Genomic DNA, 16465 nt, shown 5'->3' on the forward strand with positions numbered 1-16465 from the left:
CGGTCGCCGCGCCCTCGCGGTCGCCCGCCGCCCATTGCCTTGACAAGCACCCCCGCGCCGTGTTTTTGGCTTCGTATCGGGGTGCGGGGGGTGTGGGTGCCCCGATAGTTGGGTGCATTGGTGCGGTTTAGGGGCGTGCGAGTGCTTGGTTGGGTGCGCTGGTGCGGTTTAGGTACGTGAGGGGAACCCTGAGGGAATCTGATTCCCTCAGGGTTCCCCTCACGTACCTGGGGCCGGGAGGTCAGGCGTTGTTGTGGCTGAGCAGCTCTACTACTCGCTTTGGTTTGCGGGTGCTGAACAGCCAGTACGGGGTGGGGTCCTCGGGGTCTGTCAGGGTGATTCGGACTGCGGGGCCTACCCAGCCGCGGTGCATGACGAAGGCGGCGGGGTCGGCGTCGCGGCCCAGGGCGTGGCGTTTCGCGTCTTTTTCCACGACGGTGATTTCGCCGACGTAGCGCAGCGGCAGGTGGGCGTCGCCGAGCCAGAGTTCGGGGTCGTCTCCGGCCGTGATCTTGACTTTTGCCCGGCCCAGCGAGAGCAGCAGCGCGGCCATGACGGGCACGGCGATCGCGAGCGGGATCCACATCGGGATCGAGGGGTAGCCGAGGTGGACTTCGACGCCCAGCAGGATCGCGCCGGCCATCGGCAACGGCCAGCCCCACCATGGGAGGTAGAGCCGTTCGGAGTGTGCGACGACGCCCGTCGCGGCGGTGTTCACGCGGTCAGCCACGCATCAAGGGTAGTCTCGCCGCCCGTGTCCAGCGTTCAGGTCCTCCTCCAGCGGCTCGACCCCGAAGTCCCGCCGCCCGCCTATGCCCGGCCCGGCGACGCCGGGGCCGATCTCGTCACCACCTCGGATATCGTGCTCGGACCCGGCGAGCGCGGGGTCGTCGGCACCGGGGTCGCGATCGCGCTGCCTTCCGGGTACGCCGGGTTCGTGCACCCTCGCTCGGGGCTCGCGGCGCGCGTCGGATTGTCGGTGGTCAACACTCCCGGCACGATCGACTCGGGCTACCGCGGCGAGATCAAAGTCTGCCTCGTCAATCACGACCCGCGCGAGAAAATCGTGCTGGCGCGCGGCGACCGGATCGCGCAGCTGGTGATCCAGCGCGTGGAGCACGCGGAATTCGTCGAGGTCGCCGGACTCGAGGAGACCGAACGCGGCGCGGGAGGTTACGGCTCGACCGGCGGGCACGCCACACTGGCACCCGGCGCCGGAGACACCGGCGCGGGCACCGGGGAAGGAACGGAACGATAGTGGGGATTTTCGGACGCAAGCGCCGGTCCGGCGACGACGAGACCGGGGGCGTCGCTTCCCAGCGCGGCGAAAGCGCCGAAGCCGACGGCGACGACGCGCTCGAACCCGAGGACCAGCTGTCGGAAACGACCGACGGTCCGTTCGACGCCACCGAAGCGGAAGAAGACGGCATCCCGCGCATCGACCTGGGCTCAGTGCGCGTACCGGTGCCGGACGGCTCGCAGGTGCAGGTCGAAATGGACCCGGAGGAAGGCGGCGTGCGAGCGGTGCACGTCGTGACGGAAGTCGGGCAGATCACCGTCAGCGCCTACGCGGCCCCGAAATCCGGCGGCCTGTGGCGCGAGGTCAGCAACGAACTGGCCGACCAGTTGCGCGCGGACGGTGCGAAGGTCAACGTCGGCCGAGGCGAATGGGGCATGGAACTGTCCGCGATCGTCGGCGACGTGGCGCTGCGCTTCGTCGGAGTTGACGGCCCGCGCTGGATGCTGCGCGGCGTGATCGCCGGCCCGCAGTCGACGGCCTCGCAGGCCCCCGAAGTGCTGCGAGCGATCGTGCGCCGCACCATCGTCGACCGCGGCAACTCGCCGATGCCGGTGCGCACCCCGCTCCCCATCACCCTCCCCGACGCGGTCGCCCAGCACATCGCGGAGCAGCAAGGCTGACCCCAGCCCGAGTTTCACAGGAGGCCCTCACGGACAGCGTTCCGTGAGGGCCTCTGTCACGACCCGCGATTCCTCAAGGGGTCTTCCGCAACCCCCGCAAAAACGCCAAAACCGTCGCCCTCCCCAACGCCTCCCGATCCCGCCCGACCGCGGCGAGAGACGTCTCCCCGTAACCGCCCCGAGGCAATGCCCCGGCCCACTCCCGCGCCACCTCCGCGGGATGAACCGGATCATCCGCACACCCGCCGACCCCAGCCGGGACCCCCACGCCCCGCAACTCCGCCAACGTCGGCGCGGCCCGCCCGGCCGCAACCCTCAACCCGGCCTCCAGTCCCTCCCCATGCCGGCGCCAAGCCCGCCCCAACTCTTCCCCAAGCCATCCCGGACTCCCCGCGACCGCCGACGCCAGCGCACCTTCCACCCCCGCATCAGCCACCAGATCCGCTGTGACCGTCGCAGCGATCGCCGCGGGTGCTGATCCGGATTCCCCGTTCCAGGCCGGGAGAGCCGCCAGCAGCCCCCCGCAACGCCCGGGATTCGCCACCGCCCACTCCGCCGCGAGATGCGCCCCGAACGAAATCCCGCCCACCAGCACCGTCCCGTACCGGTCAGCGAGACCGTCCAGCTCCGCCAAAAACCCCTCCGCGAGACCGGCCCCGGCGACCGGCGCGGGGGTGATCAGCGGCACTCCCAGCGCGGCCAGCGGCCCCTCGAACACCGAGCGCACGAAGACCTCGTCAGAGCCGGTACCGGGCAGCAGGACAGCGGCCGGGAGATGGATTGCGGACGTCACGTTGCGATCTTGCCCCAAACCCGTTTCCCTGACTGGGACCACAGCTACGCTGGAACACGCACGGGCCGAACGAAGTCGGGGGCCCCGGAGCACAGGAGCACACCATGTCCGCCAAGGACGGCGGCTACTTCAGCCGGTTGGTTCGCAAGCTGACCAGCGACGTCGAGGACCTCGACGCCGACGAGATGTCCGAGAGGTCGGGTGCCGAAGGCGCGCAGCGCGCCTGTGACTGCCGGTCCGGCGAAGAGGTGACGGTGCTCGGCAGGCTGCGCAGCGTCGAGCTGTCGCCGACCGACGGGCCCGCCTCGCTGCAGGCGGAGCTGTTCGACGGCACGCAGGGCGTGACGCTAATCTGGCTGGGCAGGCGCCGGATTCCCGGCATCGAGCCCGGCCGCACCGTCAAGGTCCGCGGCCGGATGGCCGAACGGGACGGGCAGAAGGTGCTCTACAACCCGTATTACGAACTCCAGAGCCCGGTAGGGTGATCAACGCTCGTGACTGAACCCGCTGCTCCCCGCGACGAGAAGGACGCGCCCGGAAACGGGGGCGACGAAGAGCGGCAGCCGACGCTGATGGAGCAGATGGGCGGGGTTTCCGGCCTGTTCTATTCCTCGGTGCCGGTCATCGTCTTCGTCCTGCTGAACGCGATCTTCGGGCTCACCGCGGCGATCTGGGGCTCGATCGGCAGCGCGGTGGCGATCACCGTCCTGCGCGTCGTGCGCAAGGAGCCGCTGCAGCCGGCCATCTCGGGGTTCTTCGGCGTCGCGATCGCGGCGTTCATCGCGTTCCGCACCGGCTCCGCGAAGGGGTTCTTCCTCTTCGGCATCTGGGCAAGCCTCGCCTACTGCGCCGTGTTCGTCATCTCGGTGGCGGTGCGCTGGCCGCTGGCGGGCGTCGTCTGGAACGCGCTCAACGGCAACGGCACCGCCTGGCGCAAGGACAAGCCGTCCCGCTACGGCTACGACGTCGCGACGCTCGCGATGGCCGTCATCTTCGCCGCCCGGTTCGTGGTGCAGCGGTGGCTGTACGACGGAAACCAGACCGGCTGGCTCGCGTTCGCCAAGATCGCGATGGGCTACCCGCTGTACGCGATCGGGCTGCTGGTGGTCGTGTGGGCGGTGCGCCGCTCCGACAAGCGGCTGAAGGCCCTCGCCGAGGAAGAGCCGGAGCCGGAAACCGACGCGCAGGTGGAGGCGCGGCTGCGGGAGAAGTACGCGCAGGCGCCGACTCCGGAGACCTGATCCGACATACGAAAAGGGGCGGGCCCATCGCGGGCCCGCCCCTCTTTCGTATGTCTCAGTAGCCGAGCGCCGAGCGGATCTCCGGTTCGACGTCCGAGGTCGCGACGAACAGCAGCTCGTCGCCCGCCTCCAGCGGGTCCTCCGGCTGCGGCACGATCACCCGGTCGCCGCGCAGGATGGTCACCAGCGCCGCGTCGCGCGGCAGCGCCAGCTCGCTCACCGGCTTGCCCGCGAGCGGCGTCTCCTCCGGCAGGGTGAGTTCCACCAGGTTCGCCTGCCCCTGCCGGAACGTCATGAGCCGCACCAGATCGCCGACGCTCACCGCCTCCTCGACCATCGCGGCGAGCATCCGCGGGGTCGACACGGCCACGTCGACGCCCCACGCGTCGGTGAACAGCCATTCGTTGGCCGGGTTGTTCACCCGCGCCACCACGCGGCGCACCGCGAACTCCGTCTTCGCCAGCAGCGACACCACGAGGTTCGCCTTGTCGTCGCCGCTCGCCGCGATCACCACGTCGCAGCGCTCGATGCCGGACTCCTCGAGGATCGACACCTCGCACGCGTCGCCCAGCACCCAGTCGGCCTGCGGAACGGATTCCGGCTCGAACTGGTCGGCGTCGCGCTCGATCAGCATCACCTGGTGGTTGCCGTCGATGAGCTCGGCGGCGATGGACTGCCCGACGGCTCCCGCGCCCGCGATCGCGACCCGCATCAGTTCTCCTCCTCGGGGGCGCGAGCGGCCAGGCTCGTCACGTCTCCGACGGTGCCCGACCGCGCCGCCACCCACACGTCGTCGTCGGCCTGCACGACGGTCTTCGCGTCCGGCAGCACCGGGGTGCCGAACCGCATCATGAACGCCACCCGCGCGCCGGTGGTCTCCTGCAGCTCGCGCACGCTGCGGCCGACCCAGCCCTCGTGCAGCGGCAGCTGCAGCAGCGCGACGTTGCCGGACGGATCGCGCCACGCGGAGGCGACGCCGTCGGGCAGCAGGGTGCGCAGGAACCGGTCGGTCGTCCACGGCACGGTCGCGACGGTCGGGATGCCCAGCCGCTCGTACACCGCGGCGCGCTTGTGGTCGTAGATCCGTGCGACCACGTGCTCGATGCCGAAGTTCTCGCGCGCGACCCGCGCGGAGATGATGTTCGAATTGTCGCCGCTCGACACGGCCGCGAAGGCGCCCGCTCGCTCGATCCCGGCTTCGACGAGCACCCGGCGGTCGAAACCCGCCCCGACGACCTGCTGGCCGTGGAAGTCGCTGCCCAGCCTGCGGAACGCCTGCTGGTTCTTGTCGATGACGGCCACGTCGTGGCCGAGCCGCTCCAGCGCCGCGGCCAGAGACGCGCCGACGCGGCCGCATCCCATGATCACCACGTGCACGCTTAGCCTCCTCGAAGGGGGTGGGGATAACGTCCGGAGGTACCCTCGGACACCAGCGCCGAACCTACCTTGCGGTGACCCGGTTACGCTCTCGTGGTGTCGAAGTTCCCGACAGTGCTGAAGCGGCTGGTCCTAGGGCGTCCGTTCCGCAGCGACCGTCTCTCCCACACTCTGTTGCCCAAGCGCATCGCGCTGCCCATTTTCGCCTCCGACGCGCTGTCCAGCGTGGCGTACGCGCCGGAGGAGATCTTCCTGACGCTGAGCGTCGCCGGCCTGTCCGCGTACGCCTTCGCGCCCTGGATCGGCATCGCGGTCGCGCTGGTCATGCTCGTCGTCGTGGCGTCGTACCGGCAGAACGTGCACGCGTATCCGAGCGGCGGCGGCGACTACGAGGTGGCGACCACCAACCTCGGCGGGAAGTTCGGCCTGACCGTGGCGAGCGCGCTGCTGGTCGACTACGTGCTGACCGTCGCGGTGTCCACTTCGTCCGGTGTCGCCAACATCGGCTCGGCGATCCCGTGGGTGGCCAACCACAAGGTGATCACCGCCGTGGCGATCGTCGCCGTGCTGACCGCGCTCAATCTCCGCGGCGTGCGCGAATCGGGCAAAGCGTTCGCCATTCCCACTTACGGCTTCATCGCCGGCATCCTGATCATGGTCGTCTGGGGGCTGTTCCAGACCTTCACCGGCACCGAGATGCGTGCCGAGAGCGCGGGCTTCACGCTGCACGAGGAAGGCAGCTGGGCGGGCGTGGCGTTCGTGTTCCTGATCCTGCGGTCGTTCTCGTCCGGCGCGGCGGCGCTGACCGGGGTCGAGGCGATCAGCAACGGCGTTCCCGCGTTCCGCAAGCCGAAGTCGAAGAACGCGGCCACCACGCTGCTGCTGATGGGCGTGCTCGCGGTGACCATGCTCGTCGGGATCATCACGCTCGCGGTCGTCACGAAGGTGAACTTCGCCGAGGACCCGGCGCGGCAGCTGGCCGGGGCGCCTCCGGGCTACGAGCAGAAGACGATCGTCGCGCAGATCGCGCACGCGGTGTTCGAGAGCTTCCCGCCCGCGTTCTACTACATCTCGTTCTCCACCGGCATCATCCTGCTGCTGGCCGCGAACACCGCGTTCAACGGCTTCCCGGTGCTCGGCTCGATCCTCGCCCAGGACCGCTACCTGCCGCGGCAGCTGCACACCCGCGGCGACCGGCTGGCGTTCTCCAACGGCATCCTGTTCCTCGCGATCTTCGCGCTCGTGCTGATCATCGCGTTCGACGCGGAGGTCACCCGGCTGATCCAGCTGTACATCGTGGGCGTGTTCGTGTCGTTCACGGTGAGCCAGGCGGGCATGATCCGGCACTGGAACCGGTTGCTGGCCAAGGAGACCGACCCGGCGGCGCGGCGGCGGATGCGCCGTTCGCAGACGGTGAACGCGGTCGGCCTGACCATGACCGGCGTCGTGCTGGTGATCGTGCTGATCACCAAGTTCCTGCTCGGCGCGTGGATCGCGATCGCCGCGATGGTGGCGATTTTCGCGCTGATGACGGCGATCCGGAAGCACTACGACCGGGTGTCGGAAGAGCTCAAGGACATGGGCGAAGCGCCGACCGTGCTGCCCTCGCGCAACCACGCGATCGTGCTGGTGTCCAAGCTGCACCGGCCGACGCTGCGCGCGCTGGCCTACGCCAAGGCGATGCGTCCGGACGTCCTCGAGGCGGTCACGGTCAACGTGGACGACGCCGACACCCGCGCGCTGACCCAGGAATGGGAAGCGCACAAATTCAAGGTGCCGCTGAAGGTCGTCGAATCGCCGTACCGGGAAATCACGAAGCCGGTACTGGATTACGTGAAGCGCGTCCGCGGCGCCAACCCGCGCGACGTCGTCACCGTGTTCATTCCCGAGTACGTCGTGGGGCATTGGTGGGAGCAGGTCCTGCACAACCAGAGTGCGTTGCGGCTCAAGGGACGGTTGCTGTTCCAGCCGGGCGTGGTCGTGGCGAGCGTGCCGTGGCAGCTGGAGTCGTCGCAGAAGGCGGCCGCGCGGATGCGCAAGGCCCGCCCCTCCGCCGGTGACGTCCGGCGCGGGTTCACCCCCGGCACCGTTCGACCGGCGGACGCCAAGAAGCCAGCCCCTGCGACAAAGGAATCATCAGAATGAGCGACAGCTGGCTAGGCCGCGTACTGGAACTGGAAGTAGGTCCGGTCGCGCACGGCGGGCACTGCGTGTCGCGTGTGGACGGACGAGTGCTGTTCGTGCGGCACGCGTTGCCCGGTGAACGCGTCCGGGCGGAAGTGACTGAAGACAAGGGCGGTTCGTTCTGCCGGGCCGACGCGATCGAGGTGCTCAGCGGGTCCGAACATCGGGTGACGCCGCCGTGCCCGCTCGCCGCGCCGGGCGGTTGCGGAGGTTGCGACTGGCAGCACGCCGAACCGGCCTATCAGCGTGAACTGAAGGCCGCGGTGGTGGCCGAACAGCTGCAGCGGCTTGCCGGGATCACCCGCGAGGTGGTCGTGGAAGCGCTCGACGACAACCCGCTCGGCTGGCGCAGCCGGGTGCGGCTGGTCGCCGGACAGGACGGCCGGGCCGGGCTGCGCGCGCACCACAGCCACCGCGTCATCCCGATCGACGACTGCCCGATCGCGGTGCCGGGCTCGCTCGACGCCGCGCTGAGCAAGCGGTGGCGGCCGGGCGTCGAACTGGAAACGACCAGCGACGGCGACAACCACCTCCACCTGCGCGAACTCGTCACGGTGCGCGGGCGCACGCAGGGCAAGCAGCTGTCCGGCGGCATGGCGATCCAGCACGCGGCCGGACGGGACTGGCGGTTCGACGCGCACGGCTTCTGGCAGGTCCACCCGCGCGCCGCGGACACGCTGGCGGAGCTCGTGCGGGAATGGGCGGACGCACCGCGCGGCGGGGTCGCGTGGGATCTGTACGCCGGGGTCGGGCTGTTCGCCTCGGTGCTGGCCGAGCAGGTCGGCCCGGACGGACAGGTGCTGGCGATCGAATCCGGTCGGCGAGCGGTGACCGACGGCGAGCGCAATCTCTCCGACCTGCCGCAGGTCAGCTGGCGTTCCGGACGCGTGGAACACCTCATCGGGGACGCACCGACGCCGGTCGACGTCGTGGTGCTCGACCCGCCGCGCAAGGGGGCCGGCCGGGAGGTCGTCAACGCGATCGCGGCCGGTGAGCCGGACCGGATCGTCTACGTGGCCTGCGACCCGGCGGCGTTGGCGCGGGACGTGCAGTTCTTCTCCGAGCACGGGTATTCGCTGACGGATCTGCGGGCGTTCGACGCGTTCCCGATGACGCACCACGTGGAGTGCGTCGCGCTGCTGCAGTGACTTATCGGGCTCGCTGGGCGGCAGCCGCCGCGGCGAGTCCGGTCGCGGCCAGGACCAGGCCGGAGGCGAGCAGGACCCACGCCCCGGCCGCCGGCTGTACAGCGGCGGCCGGGGTCAGCCGGTTCGCGCCGGGGATCGTGATCACGAGGTAGCGCAGGAGGATTCCGGCTACCGCGATCCCGGTCAGAGTAGTGAAGGCCAGGGGTTCGGCTCGGTGTCGGCGCAGGGTCAGGACCGCCAGCGCGAACGCGAGCGCCAGCGCCCCGGCGCAGGCCAGCCGGAGGCCGAGGTCCAGGTCGGGTTCCAGCGCGCCCAGCGGCAGCTGCGACGGCAGGTAGTGCGCGGTCGGCAAGGCCAGCCCGACGCCGCCGCCCACCGCGGCGGTCGCCCCTGCCAACGCGAGCGCCCGATTGCCTGCCACACAAGGAAGTCTACGTCTGCCGCGGTTTCTTCGGTTCGCGTTCTCACCCGGCTATGCGGTGCCGACCGGATGACTGCGCGAGAACCTGCCCCGGCTTAAGGCCACAGCTGCGCTCGACCTCGGCCGGCCGTTCGATTGCTTGTCCCGCAACGAAATCCGCACCCCGCGCAGGGCCTTGTCCGCGTTGGGATGGTGACTTTTGGTAACGGTTCGGTTACTCGAGAACCTTGGCTCGCTCGCTGGCGACTGACCTTATGTGCATCGAGGAGGTGCGCTCTCCGGGAACGGCCGGAGGACGAAGCGAGGGGTGGGACATGATTCTGCGCGAAGTGCGGTCAGCGGCAGGTGCTCTGGTGACGGGCCGACGACGGGCCGTCACCCGGCTGAGATCCGGCGGGCTTACCGATCCCGTCAGCCGAAGCGAGCGGGTGGCTGTGCCCGCTGGGACACGACCACCCGCCCGACGGTCAGCTCCGGTCTTCCTTGAGCATGTCCGCGCACTTCTCGCCGATCGCCATCGTCGTGATGCACGGGTTCACCGTGACGAGGAACGGCATCACCGAAGCGTCGGCCACCCGCAGGCCCTCGACGCCGCGGACGCGCAGCCGCTCGTCCAGCACCGCCTCCGGGTCGCCCTCCGCGCCCATCCGGGCCGTGCACGCCGGGTGGTACACGGTGTTGTGCGTTTTGCGCAGGTAGTCGGCGATCTCGTCGTCGGTCTTGCAGTCCCGGCCCGGCGCGAGTTCCACGCCGGCCCACTCGTCGAGAGCGGGCTGGGCGGCGATCTCGCGGGCGAGCTTCACGCCGTAGGTCATCACGCGCATGTCGTACTCGTCGGTGAAGTAGCGCGGGTCGACGCGGGGCTTGTCGCGGAAGTCGCGCGTGCGCAGCCGCACGGTGCCCCGCGATCGGCTGCGCGTCACGTTCGGCGTGAGGCAGAAGCCGTTCTCCGTCGTCGGGTAGCCGTGCCGGACGGTGTTCATGTCGAACGGGACCGAACCGTAGTGGAACATCAGGTCCGGGCGGTCAAGGCCGTCCTCGGTCATGGTGAAGATGCCGATTTCCCACCACTGCGTGGATTCGGTGACCATCGGCTGCAGGGCGTCCCACATCACCAGGCCCTCGGGGTGGTCCTCGAGGTTCGAGCCGACGCCCGGCGAGTCCACGAGCACCTCGACGCCGACCTCGCGCAGGTGCTCGGCGGGCCCGATGCCGGACAGCATCAGCAGTTTCGGCGTGTCGATCGCGCCGGAGCTGACCACGACCTCGCGGCGCGCGGTGATCGTGCTGTGGTGGATCAGGTCCGGGTCCAGCACCTCGACGCCGGTGCAGCGGCGGCCGTCGAACAGCAGCCGCTTCGCCCGCGCGCCGGTGCGGATCTCCAGGTTCGGCCGCTTGCCCATGACCGGGTGCAGATAGGACACCGATGCCGAGGACCGGGTGCCGTCCTCGCGGGCGTTGATCTGGAACCAGTTCGCGCCGTGGGTGACCGTCTTGCCGGAGTTGAACTCCGTCGTCGGGATGCCCGCCTGGTCGCACGCGGACAGCAGCGCCGCGCCCGCCGGGTCGCGGGGCGGGACCGACCGGATGGTCACCGGACCGGAGCGGCCGTGGTGCTCGCCGGGTCCGTCGTTGGTCTCCAACCGCTTGTACAGCGGGAAAACGTCGGCGGCGGACCAGCCGGGCAGACCCATCGAGGCCCATTCGTCGAGGTCCTCGGCCGGGGCCCAGAACGCGATGCACGAGTTGTGCGACGAGCAGCCGCCGAGCACCTTGGCGCGGGCCTGGCGCAGGTAGGAGTTGCCCGCTTCCTGCGGCTCCACCAGGTAGTCCCAGTCGTAGCCGGATTCGAGCAGGCCCATCCACTGGGTCAGTTCCAGCACCTCCGGCACGTCCGTGTCGGACGGTCCGGCTTCGAGGAGGCAGACCGTCACGTCCGGATCCTCGGACAGCCGGGCCGCCACTACCGATCCTGCCGTGCCGCCGCCGACCACCACGTAGTCGAACTCGCTTGTGCTCACCGGGAAACCTCCTCGTCGGGCGCGGGGGCGGCGGCGTGGTCCGCCAGCACCCCGACCTTGTGCCGTTGCACGAACCAGTAATAGGCGAAGCCGCCGGCCGCGAAGACGCCGACGAACAGCACCGAAATCCACTGCAGATACCAGTGGTAGGGCGGGGACGCGTTGTAGATCTCGTTGCGGGGCCAGGCCAGGTTGATCGTCATCGCGCCGCCCCACAGCACCGCGAGCACGTTCACCGGAAGGCCCCAGCGGCCGAGGGAGAACCGGCCTTCCGGGGCGCCCTCGCGCGGCCAGCGTCCGCGCAGCCTGCGGACCAGCATGGGCACGGTCACGAGGAGGTAGGACAGGTAGATCAGGATGATCGCGAGGCTGGTGACGGCCGAGAAGATCTGCGTGGAGTTGATGTTCAGCACCAGCAGCGCGACCGCGAGCACGCCGATCACGATCGCGGGCAGCACCGGGGTGCCGGTCGTTTTGTTGACCCGCGCCAGTTTCCGGCCGCCGGGCAGCGCGTTGTCCCGTGCCATCGCGAACGCGATCCGGATCGCCGCGGTGTGCACCGCCAGCACGCACACGGTGATCGCGATGAACACGACGAACAGGAACACGCGTCCGATGGCCGGGCCGAGCGCGTCGGTGAGCACGTACTGCAGGCCGACGGTGCCGAGTTCCGGCGCGTGGATGTTGCCCACGGCCATGAGCGCGAACAGGATGATCAGCCCGCCCAGCACGAAGGAGGCCACCAGCGCGCGCAGGATCGCCTTCGGCGCGTTGCGGTGCGGGTTCAGCGATTCCTCGCCGAGCGAGGCGGCCGTGTCGAAGCCGTACATCACATACGAGGAGGCGATGCCGGCGATCAGGAACGCGCCCAGGTAGCCCGACGAATGCCCGGCCTCGGTGCCGTTCGTCTCGGTCACCACCGACGGGCCGCGGACGAAGTGGAACGCCAGGAACACCACCAGCAGCACCGCGAACAGCAGTTCCACGAACACGCCCGCGCTGTTGATCCGGGCCATCAGCTTCACGCCGAACGCGTTGACCAGCGTCGTGAACACGATCAGCACGGTGGCCAGCAGCACGCCGTTGGCCGCGTCGCTGGTGCCCGTTCCGTCGCCGATGAACTGGAAGAACGACGTGATCTGCGGCAGCGTCCGCTGGTAGGCGAGCGCGGTCGCGGAGATCGAGACGATCGAGGCCAGCAGCATCATCCAGCCGGCCATCCACGCGATGTGCGGGTTGCTGAGCTTCTTCGCCCAGTTGTAGACCGACCCGGCGACCGGGTACTGCGCGGCCAGTTCGGCGAAGCAGAGAGCCACCATCAGCTGTCCGACGAACACCGCGGGCCAGGACCACCAGTAGGCCGGGCCGCCCTCGGAGAGACCGAGGTAGGACAGCTGGAACACCCCGGTCAGCACCGAGATGTAGCTGATGCCGGCAGCGAAGGTGTGGAAACTGCCGAGCGTTCTCTTGAGCTGGTTGGTGTAGCCGAATTCGCCGAGTTCGCGATCGCCGGTGTCGCTCAAGGGCACTGTTCCTTTCGGTGGGGGAGGGGGATCAGCCGGAGAACCAGTGCTGGGGACCGGGCTTCAGGTTCTGGTGGATGTGCTTGACCTCGGTGTATTCCGCCAGCCCGGTCGGGCCGAGTTCGCGGCCGAAGCCGGACTGCTTGTAGCCGCCCCATTCGGCCTGCGGCAGGTACGGGTGGTAGTCGTTGATCCACACCGTGCCGTGCCGGAGCCGGTTCGCCACGCGCTGGGCGCGGGCGGCGTCCTGGGTGAACACGCCGCCGGCGAGGCCGTAGTGGGTGTCGTTGGCGATGCGGACGGCGTCGTCCTCGTCGGTGAACGTCTCCACGGTCAGCACCGGGCCGAAGGATTCCTCGACGACCGCGGTGCTGCCCTGCTTGACGTTGTCGAGGATCGTCGGCAGGTAGTAGAAGCCGTCCTGCAGCGCCGGGTCGTCCGGACGCTTGCCGCCGGTGCGCAGCACCGCGCCCTCCTCGATGGCGGTCGCGACGTAACGCTCCACCTTTTCGCGATGCGCGGCGGAGATGAGCGGACCGGTCTCGGCGTTCTCGTCAAACGGCCCGCCGAGGCGGATCCGCTCCGCGCGGCGCACCAGTTGGTCGACGAACTCGTCGTGCCATTCCCGTTGGACGATCAGCCGCGCACCGGCCGAGCAAACCTGCCCGGAGTGCAGGAACACTGCGGTGAGCGCGTAGTCGACGGCGGTCTCGAAGTCCGCGTCGGCGAACACGACGTTCGGGTTCTTGCCGCCGAGTTCGAGTGCGACCTTCTTCACCGTCGCCGCCGCGTTCGCCGCGATCACCCGTCCGGTGGCCAGTCCGCCGGTGAACGACACGAGGTCGACGTCGGGGTGCTCCGACAGCGGGGCTCCGGCCGCCGGGCCCGCGCCCAGCACCAGGTTCGCGACGCCGCCGGGCAGCCCGGCCTCGGCGAGCAGCCGCATGAACAGGATCGAGGTGTGCGGCGTCAGCTCGCTCGGCTTGAGCACGAACGTGTTGCCCGCCGCCAGCGCCGGGGCGATCTTCCACACTGTCTGCAGCAGCGGGTAGTTCCACGGGGTGATGAGCCCGCATACGCCGACCGGTTCGTGCACGATCCGGCTGAACGAATCCGCGCTGCCGGTGTCCACGACGCGGCCCGCGTCGTTGCCCGCGAGTTTGCCGAAGTAACGCAGGCAAGCCGCGATGTCGCTCATGTCGTAACGGCTCTCGACCAGGCGTTTGCCGGTGTCGAGCGATTCGGCGCGGGCGAATTCCTCCGCGTCGCGGTCGAGCAGGTCGGCCGCGCGCAGCAGCAAGTTGCCGCGCTCGCCGGCCGGGGTGCCGGGCCACGGGCCGGTGTCGAACGCGCGGCGCGCCGCGGCGATGGCGGCTTCGGTGTCTTCCGCGGTCGCCTCGGCGACTTCGGCGACCAGGCTGCCGTCCGCGGGACACCGGATCTCGCGTCGCCCGCCTGCGCGCGCGTCCACCCATTCGCCGCCGATGTACAAGTCCGCCATGGGGTCCTCTCGAGCTCGGGGGTCCGTCCGGGATTATCACGGCCACTCGCGGTGACCGCGACTTGACTGACCGGGCTGGTGATCTTCCCCGCTCGTGGAGTTGCGTTCGAGCCGGAGCTGTGATCCGGGACGCGGGCGGCCGGACCGAGGTGGCGGCCGTCCGTAGACTGGCCGGAACCGGCGGAGGAAGAAACGGACGGGGTGGAGCGGTGACCATGCTGGACTCGGTGCACGGACCGGCGGACCTGAAGCGCATGAGCGTCGAGGACCTCGGGGAGCTGGCGGCCGAGATCAGGGACTTCCTCGTGGACAAGGTCCGCCGCAGCGGCGGGCACCTCGGCCCCAACCTGGGCGTCGTCGAGCTGACCCTGGCGCTGCACCGGGTGTTCGACTCGCCGCGCGACGCGATCGTGTGGGACGTCGGGCACCAGGCGTACGTGCACAAGATCGTCACCGGGCGGCACGTCGACTTCGACCTGCTCCGCCAGCAGGGCGGGCCCACCGGGTACCCGTGCCGCGGCGAGAGCGAGCACGACCTGGTGGAGAACAGCCACGCGTCCACCGCACTGTCCTATGTGGACGGAATGGCGAAGGCGTTCGAGCTGTCCGGCGGCCCGCGCAGGCACGCGATCGCGGTGGTCGGCGACGGCGCGCTCACCGGCGGCATGTGCTGGGAAGCGCTCAACAACATCGCCGGGCGCAAGGACCGCCCGGTCGTGATCGTGGTCAACGACAACGGCCGGTCGTACTCGCCGACCATCGGCGGGATGGCCGATCACCTGGCGTCGCTGCGGCTGCAGCCCGGCTACGAGCGGCTGCTGGACGGCGGGCGCGAGCTGCTGCGCAGCACCCCGGTGGTGGGCAAGCCGATCTACGCGGCGCTGCACGCGGCCAAGGCGGGCATCAAGGACGCGCTGAGCCCGCAGGTGATGTTCTCCGACCTCGGCCTGAAGTACCTCGGCCCGGTCGACGGCCACGACCTGGTCGCGCTGGAGAAGGCGTTCCAGAGCGCACGGGCCTTCGGCGGTTCGGTGATCGTGCACGTCGTCACCGAGAAGGGCCACGGCTACGCGCCCGCGGTGAACCACCAGGCCGACCAGATGCACCAGACCGACCCGATCGACCCGGAGACCGGCCTGCCGCCGGTGAAGGGCCCGAGCTGGACCGGCGTGTTCGGCGACGAGCTGGCGAAAATCGGCGAGGAGCGCGAGGACGTCGTGGCGATCACCGCCGCGATGCTGCGCTCGACCGGGCTGGAGAAGTTCTCCGAGCGCTTCCCGGACCGCTGGTTCGACGTCGGCATCGCCGAACAGCACGCGGTGACGTCCGCGGCGGGCCTCGCGATGGGCGGTTGTCATCCGGTCGTCGCGCTGTACTCGACGTTCCTGAACCGGGCGTTCGACCAGGTGCTGATGGACGTCGCATTGCACCGCCAGCCGGTGACGTTCGTCCTGGACCGCGCCGGCATCACCGGTCCGGACGGACCGAGCCACCACGGCATGTGGGACCTGTCGCTGCTGGGCATGGTGCCGGGCATGCGCGTGGCCGCGCCGCGCGACCCGGGAACCCTGCGCGAGGAACTGCGCGAAGCAGTCGCGGTCCAAGACGGCCCGACCGCCCTGCGGTTCTCGAAGGGCAGCGTTGGCCCGGATGTGCCCGCGGTGGAGCGGATCGGCACAGTCGATCTGCTGCGTCGCCCCTCAGGCTCGACAGATGTACTGCTCGTCGCGGTGGGTCCGTTCGCGCAGCTGGCACTGTCGGCCGCAGATCGCCTGGCGGACCAGGGAATCGGCGTGACAGTCGCAGACCCGCGCTGGGTGGTCCCGGTGCCAGCGGAACTGGTCGCCTTGGCGGAACAGCACAAACTCGTAGTGACAGTCGAGGACAGCGGCCGCCACGGCGGTTTCGGCTCAGCCCTGGCGGCGGTGCTGCGGGATGCCGAATGCGACGTCCCGCTGCGCGATCTCGCGGTGCCGCAGGCGTTCCACGACCACGGAACCCGGGCCGAGGTGCTGGACCGGATCGGCCTGACCGCCCAGGACGTGGCCCGCCGGATCACGGAGTGGGCCTCGGGGCGGCTGGGCTCCGATGTGGAGGAGACCGCGGGGGAGAAGCCGCGCGCCTAGTCGGCGGGCGGGCTGGGCGAAGGATGCCGCGCGGCCTGGCGGTGCGCGCGGCCGCTGAAGTCTCATGCTTGAGCGGTGTGGGCGGGCGAAGCATGTCTCGCGCTTGAGCGGGGTCGGCCGAGCAGACGATGTCCCGAGCCCGAGCCCGAGCCCGAGCCCGAGCCCGAGCCCGAGCCCGAGCCCGAGCAGAGCGGACTCGGCCGGGCGGAA

15 protein-coding genes are annotated in these 16465 nt (G+C 70.0%); 7 read left to right on the top strand and 8 right to left on the bottom strand.

The genetic code is table 11. From position 1 onward, the window contains the following. Window positions 1-241: 241 nt before the first annotated feature. Window positions 242-730, bottom strand: a complete 489-nt coding sequence (locus ACWDNU_RS30695) for a DUF3093 domain-containing protein (protein WP_449671464.1) — start codon at window positions 728-730, stop codon at window positions 242-244. A gap of 24 nt (window positions 731-754) precedes the next feature. Here ACWDNU_RS30695 and dut point away from each other — a divergent pair, with 24 nt between their 5' ends. Together dut and ACWDNU_RS30705 are read left to right on the top strand one after the other, a co-directional pair. Continuing rightward, the gene (gene dut / locus ACWDNU_RS30700) at window positions 755-1258 is read left to right on the top strand and encodes a dUTP diphosphatase (RefSeq protein ID WP_370938881.1); all 504 of its coding nucleotides are present in this window, start codon (window positions 755-757) and stop codon (window positions 1256-1258) included. Next, on the top strand, window positions 1258-1920 hold the full coding sequence (locus tag ACWDNU_RS30705) for a DUF3710 domain-containing protein (protein WP_449671465.1): 663 nt from the start codon (window positions 1258-1260) through the stop codon (window positions 1918-1920). The genes dut and ACWDNU_RS30705 overlap by 1 nt, the downstream gene beginning before the upstream one ends. A gap of 73 nt (window positions 1921-1993) precedes the next feature. Here the strand turns inward: ACWDNU_RS30705 and ACWDNU_RS30710 are convergent, their stop codons facing one another. Beyond that, window positions 1994-2713, bottom strand: coding sequence for an alpha/beta hydrolase (locus ACWDNU_RS30710; protein ID WP_370938879.1), 720 nt, complete (start codon window positions 2711-2713; stop codon window positions 1994-1996). Between the two features lie 104 nt (window positions 2714-2817). On the opposite strand from ACWDNU_RS30710, the gene ACWDNU_RS30715 reads away from it, so the two are divergent. Both ACWDNU_RS30715 and ACWDNU_RS30720 read left to right on the top strand, forming a co-directional pair. Further along, window positions 2818-3198 carry an OB-fold nucleic acid binding domain-containing protein gene (locus ACWDNU_RS30715; RefSeq protein ID WP_009075573.1) on the top strand — a complete coding sequence of 127 codons (381 nt, stop codon included), beginning with the start codon at window positions 2818-2820 and terminating at the stop codon, window positions 3196-3198. A gap of 87 nt (window positions 3199-3285) precedes the next feature. After that, window positions 3286-3954 carry a DUF3159 domain-containing protein gene (locus tag ACWDNU_RS30720; protein WP_370940514.1) on the top strand — a complete coding sequence of 223 codons (669 nt, stop codon included), beginning with the start codon at window positions 3286-3288 and terminating at the stop codon, window positions 3952-3954. Window positions 3955-4009: 55 nt separating this feature from the next. Here ACWDNU_RS30720 and ACWDNU_RS30725 read toward each other — a convergent pair whose 3' ends face one another. Both ACWDNU_RS30725 and ACWDNU_RS30730 read right to left on the bottom strand, forming a co-directional pair. Continuing rightward, complete coding sequence (locus tag ACWDNU_RS30725) at window positions 4010-4666, bottom strand: potassium channel family protein (protein ID WP_344267550.1); 657 nt, start codon at window positions 4664-4666, stop codon at window positions 4010-4012. Next, the gene (locus ACWDNU_RS30730) at window positions 4666-5331 is read right to left on the bottom strand and encodes a potassium channel family protein (protein ID WP_354750456.1); all 666 of its coding nucleotides are present in this window, start codon (window positions 5329-5331) and stop codon (window positions 4666-4668) included. Before ACWDNU_RS30730 ends, ACWDNU_RS30725 begins: the two co-directional genes overlap by 1 nt. Window positions 5332-5427: 96 nt before the next feature. Here ACWDNU_RS30730 and ACWDNU_RS30735 point away from each other — a divergent pair, with 96 nt between their 5' ends. After that, entirely contained in the window at window positions 5428-7476 is a 2049-nt protein-coding gene (locus tag ACWDNU_RS30735) for an APC family permease (protein WP_370938878.1), read from the top strand. Next, window positions 7473-8663 (top strand): class I SAM-dependent RNA methyltransferase, encoded by a 1191-nt coding sequence (locus ACWDNU_RS30740; RefSeq protein WP_370938877.1) that lies wholly within the window; start codon window positions 7473-7475, stop codon window positions 8661-8663. Before ACWDNU_RS30735 ends, ACWDNU_RS30740 begins: the two co-directional genes overlap by 4 nt. A 1-nt stretch (window position 8664) precedes the next feature. Here the strand turns inward: ACWDNU_RS30740 and ACWDNU_RS30745 are convergent, their stop codons facing one another. The 4 genes from ACWDNU_RS30745 to ACWDNU_RS30760 all read right to left on the bottom strand — a co-directional run bounded on the left by ACWDNU_RS30745 (window position 8665) and on the right by ACWDNU_RS30760 (window position 14129). Further along, a complete protein-coding gene (locus tag ACWDNU_RS30745; protein ID WP_449671466.1) occupies window positions 8665-9084 on the bottom strand; it encodes a hypothetical protein in 420 nt (139 codons plus the stop codon). A gap of 467 nt (window positions 9085-9551) precedes the next feature. Next, window positions 9552-11105, bottom strand: a complete 1554-nt coding sequence (locus ACWDNU_RS30750; protein WP_449671467.1) for a GMC family oxidoreductase — start codon at window positions 11103-11105, stop codon at window positions 9552-9554. Beyond that, entirely contained in the window at window positions 11102-12628 is a 1527-nt protein-coding gene (locus tag ACWDNU_RS30755; RefSeq protein WP_370938874.1) for an APC family permease, read from the bottom strand. The genes ACWDNU_RS30750 and ACWDNU_RS30755 overlap by 4 nt, the downstream gene beginning before the upstream one ends. A gap of 31 nt (window positions 12629-12659) precedes the next feature. After that, window positions 12660-14129 carry an aldehyde dehydrogenase family protein gene (locus ACWDNU_RS30760; RefSeq protein WP_449671468.1) on the bottom strand — a complete coding sequence of 490 codons (1470 nt, stop codon included), beginning with the start codon at window positions 14127-14129 and terminating at the stop codon, window positions 12660-12662. Between the two features lie 209 nt (window positions 14130-14338). Between ACWDNU_RS30760 and dxs the strand changes: the two genes are divergently transcribed. After that, on the top strand, window positions 14339-16255 hold the full coding sequence (gene dxs / locus ACWDNU_RS30765) for a 1-deoxy-D-xylulose-5-phosphate synthase (RefSeq protein ID WP_344267534.1): 1917 nt from the start codon (window positions 14339-14341) through the stop codon (window positions 16253-16255). Window positions 16256-16465: the final 210 nt, after the last annotated feature.

This window comes from Amycolatopsis sp. NPDC003676 (genome assembly GCF_053587275.1).

Coding starts and splice junctions, on each gene's coding strand:
- ACWDNU_RS30720 (WP_370940514.1), top strand. CDS start 3,286: ATGGAGCAGATGGGCGGGGTTTCCGGCCTGTTCTATTCCTCGGTGCCG.
- ACWDNU_RS30760 (WP_449671468.1), bottom strand. CDS start 14,129: ATGGCGGACTTGTACATCGGCGGCGAATGGGTGGACGCGCGCGCAGGC.
- ACWDNU_RS30725 (WP_344267550.1), bottom strand. CDS start 4,666: ATGCGGGTCGCGATCGCGGGCGCGGGAGCCGTCGGGCAGTCCATCGCC.
- ACWDNU_RS30715 (WP_009075573.1), top strand. CDS start 2,818: ATGTCCGCCAAGGACGGCGGCTACTTCAGCCGGTTGGTTCGCAAGCTG.
- ACWDNU_RS30740 (WP_370938877.1), top strand. CDS start 7,473: ATGAGCGACAGCTGGCTAGGCCGCGTACTGGAACTGGAAGTAGGTCCG.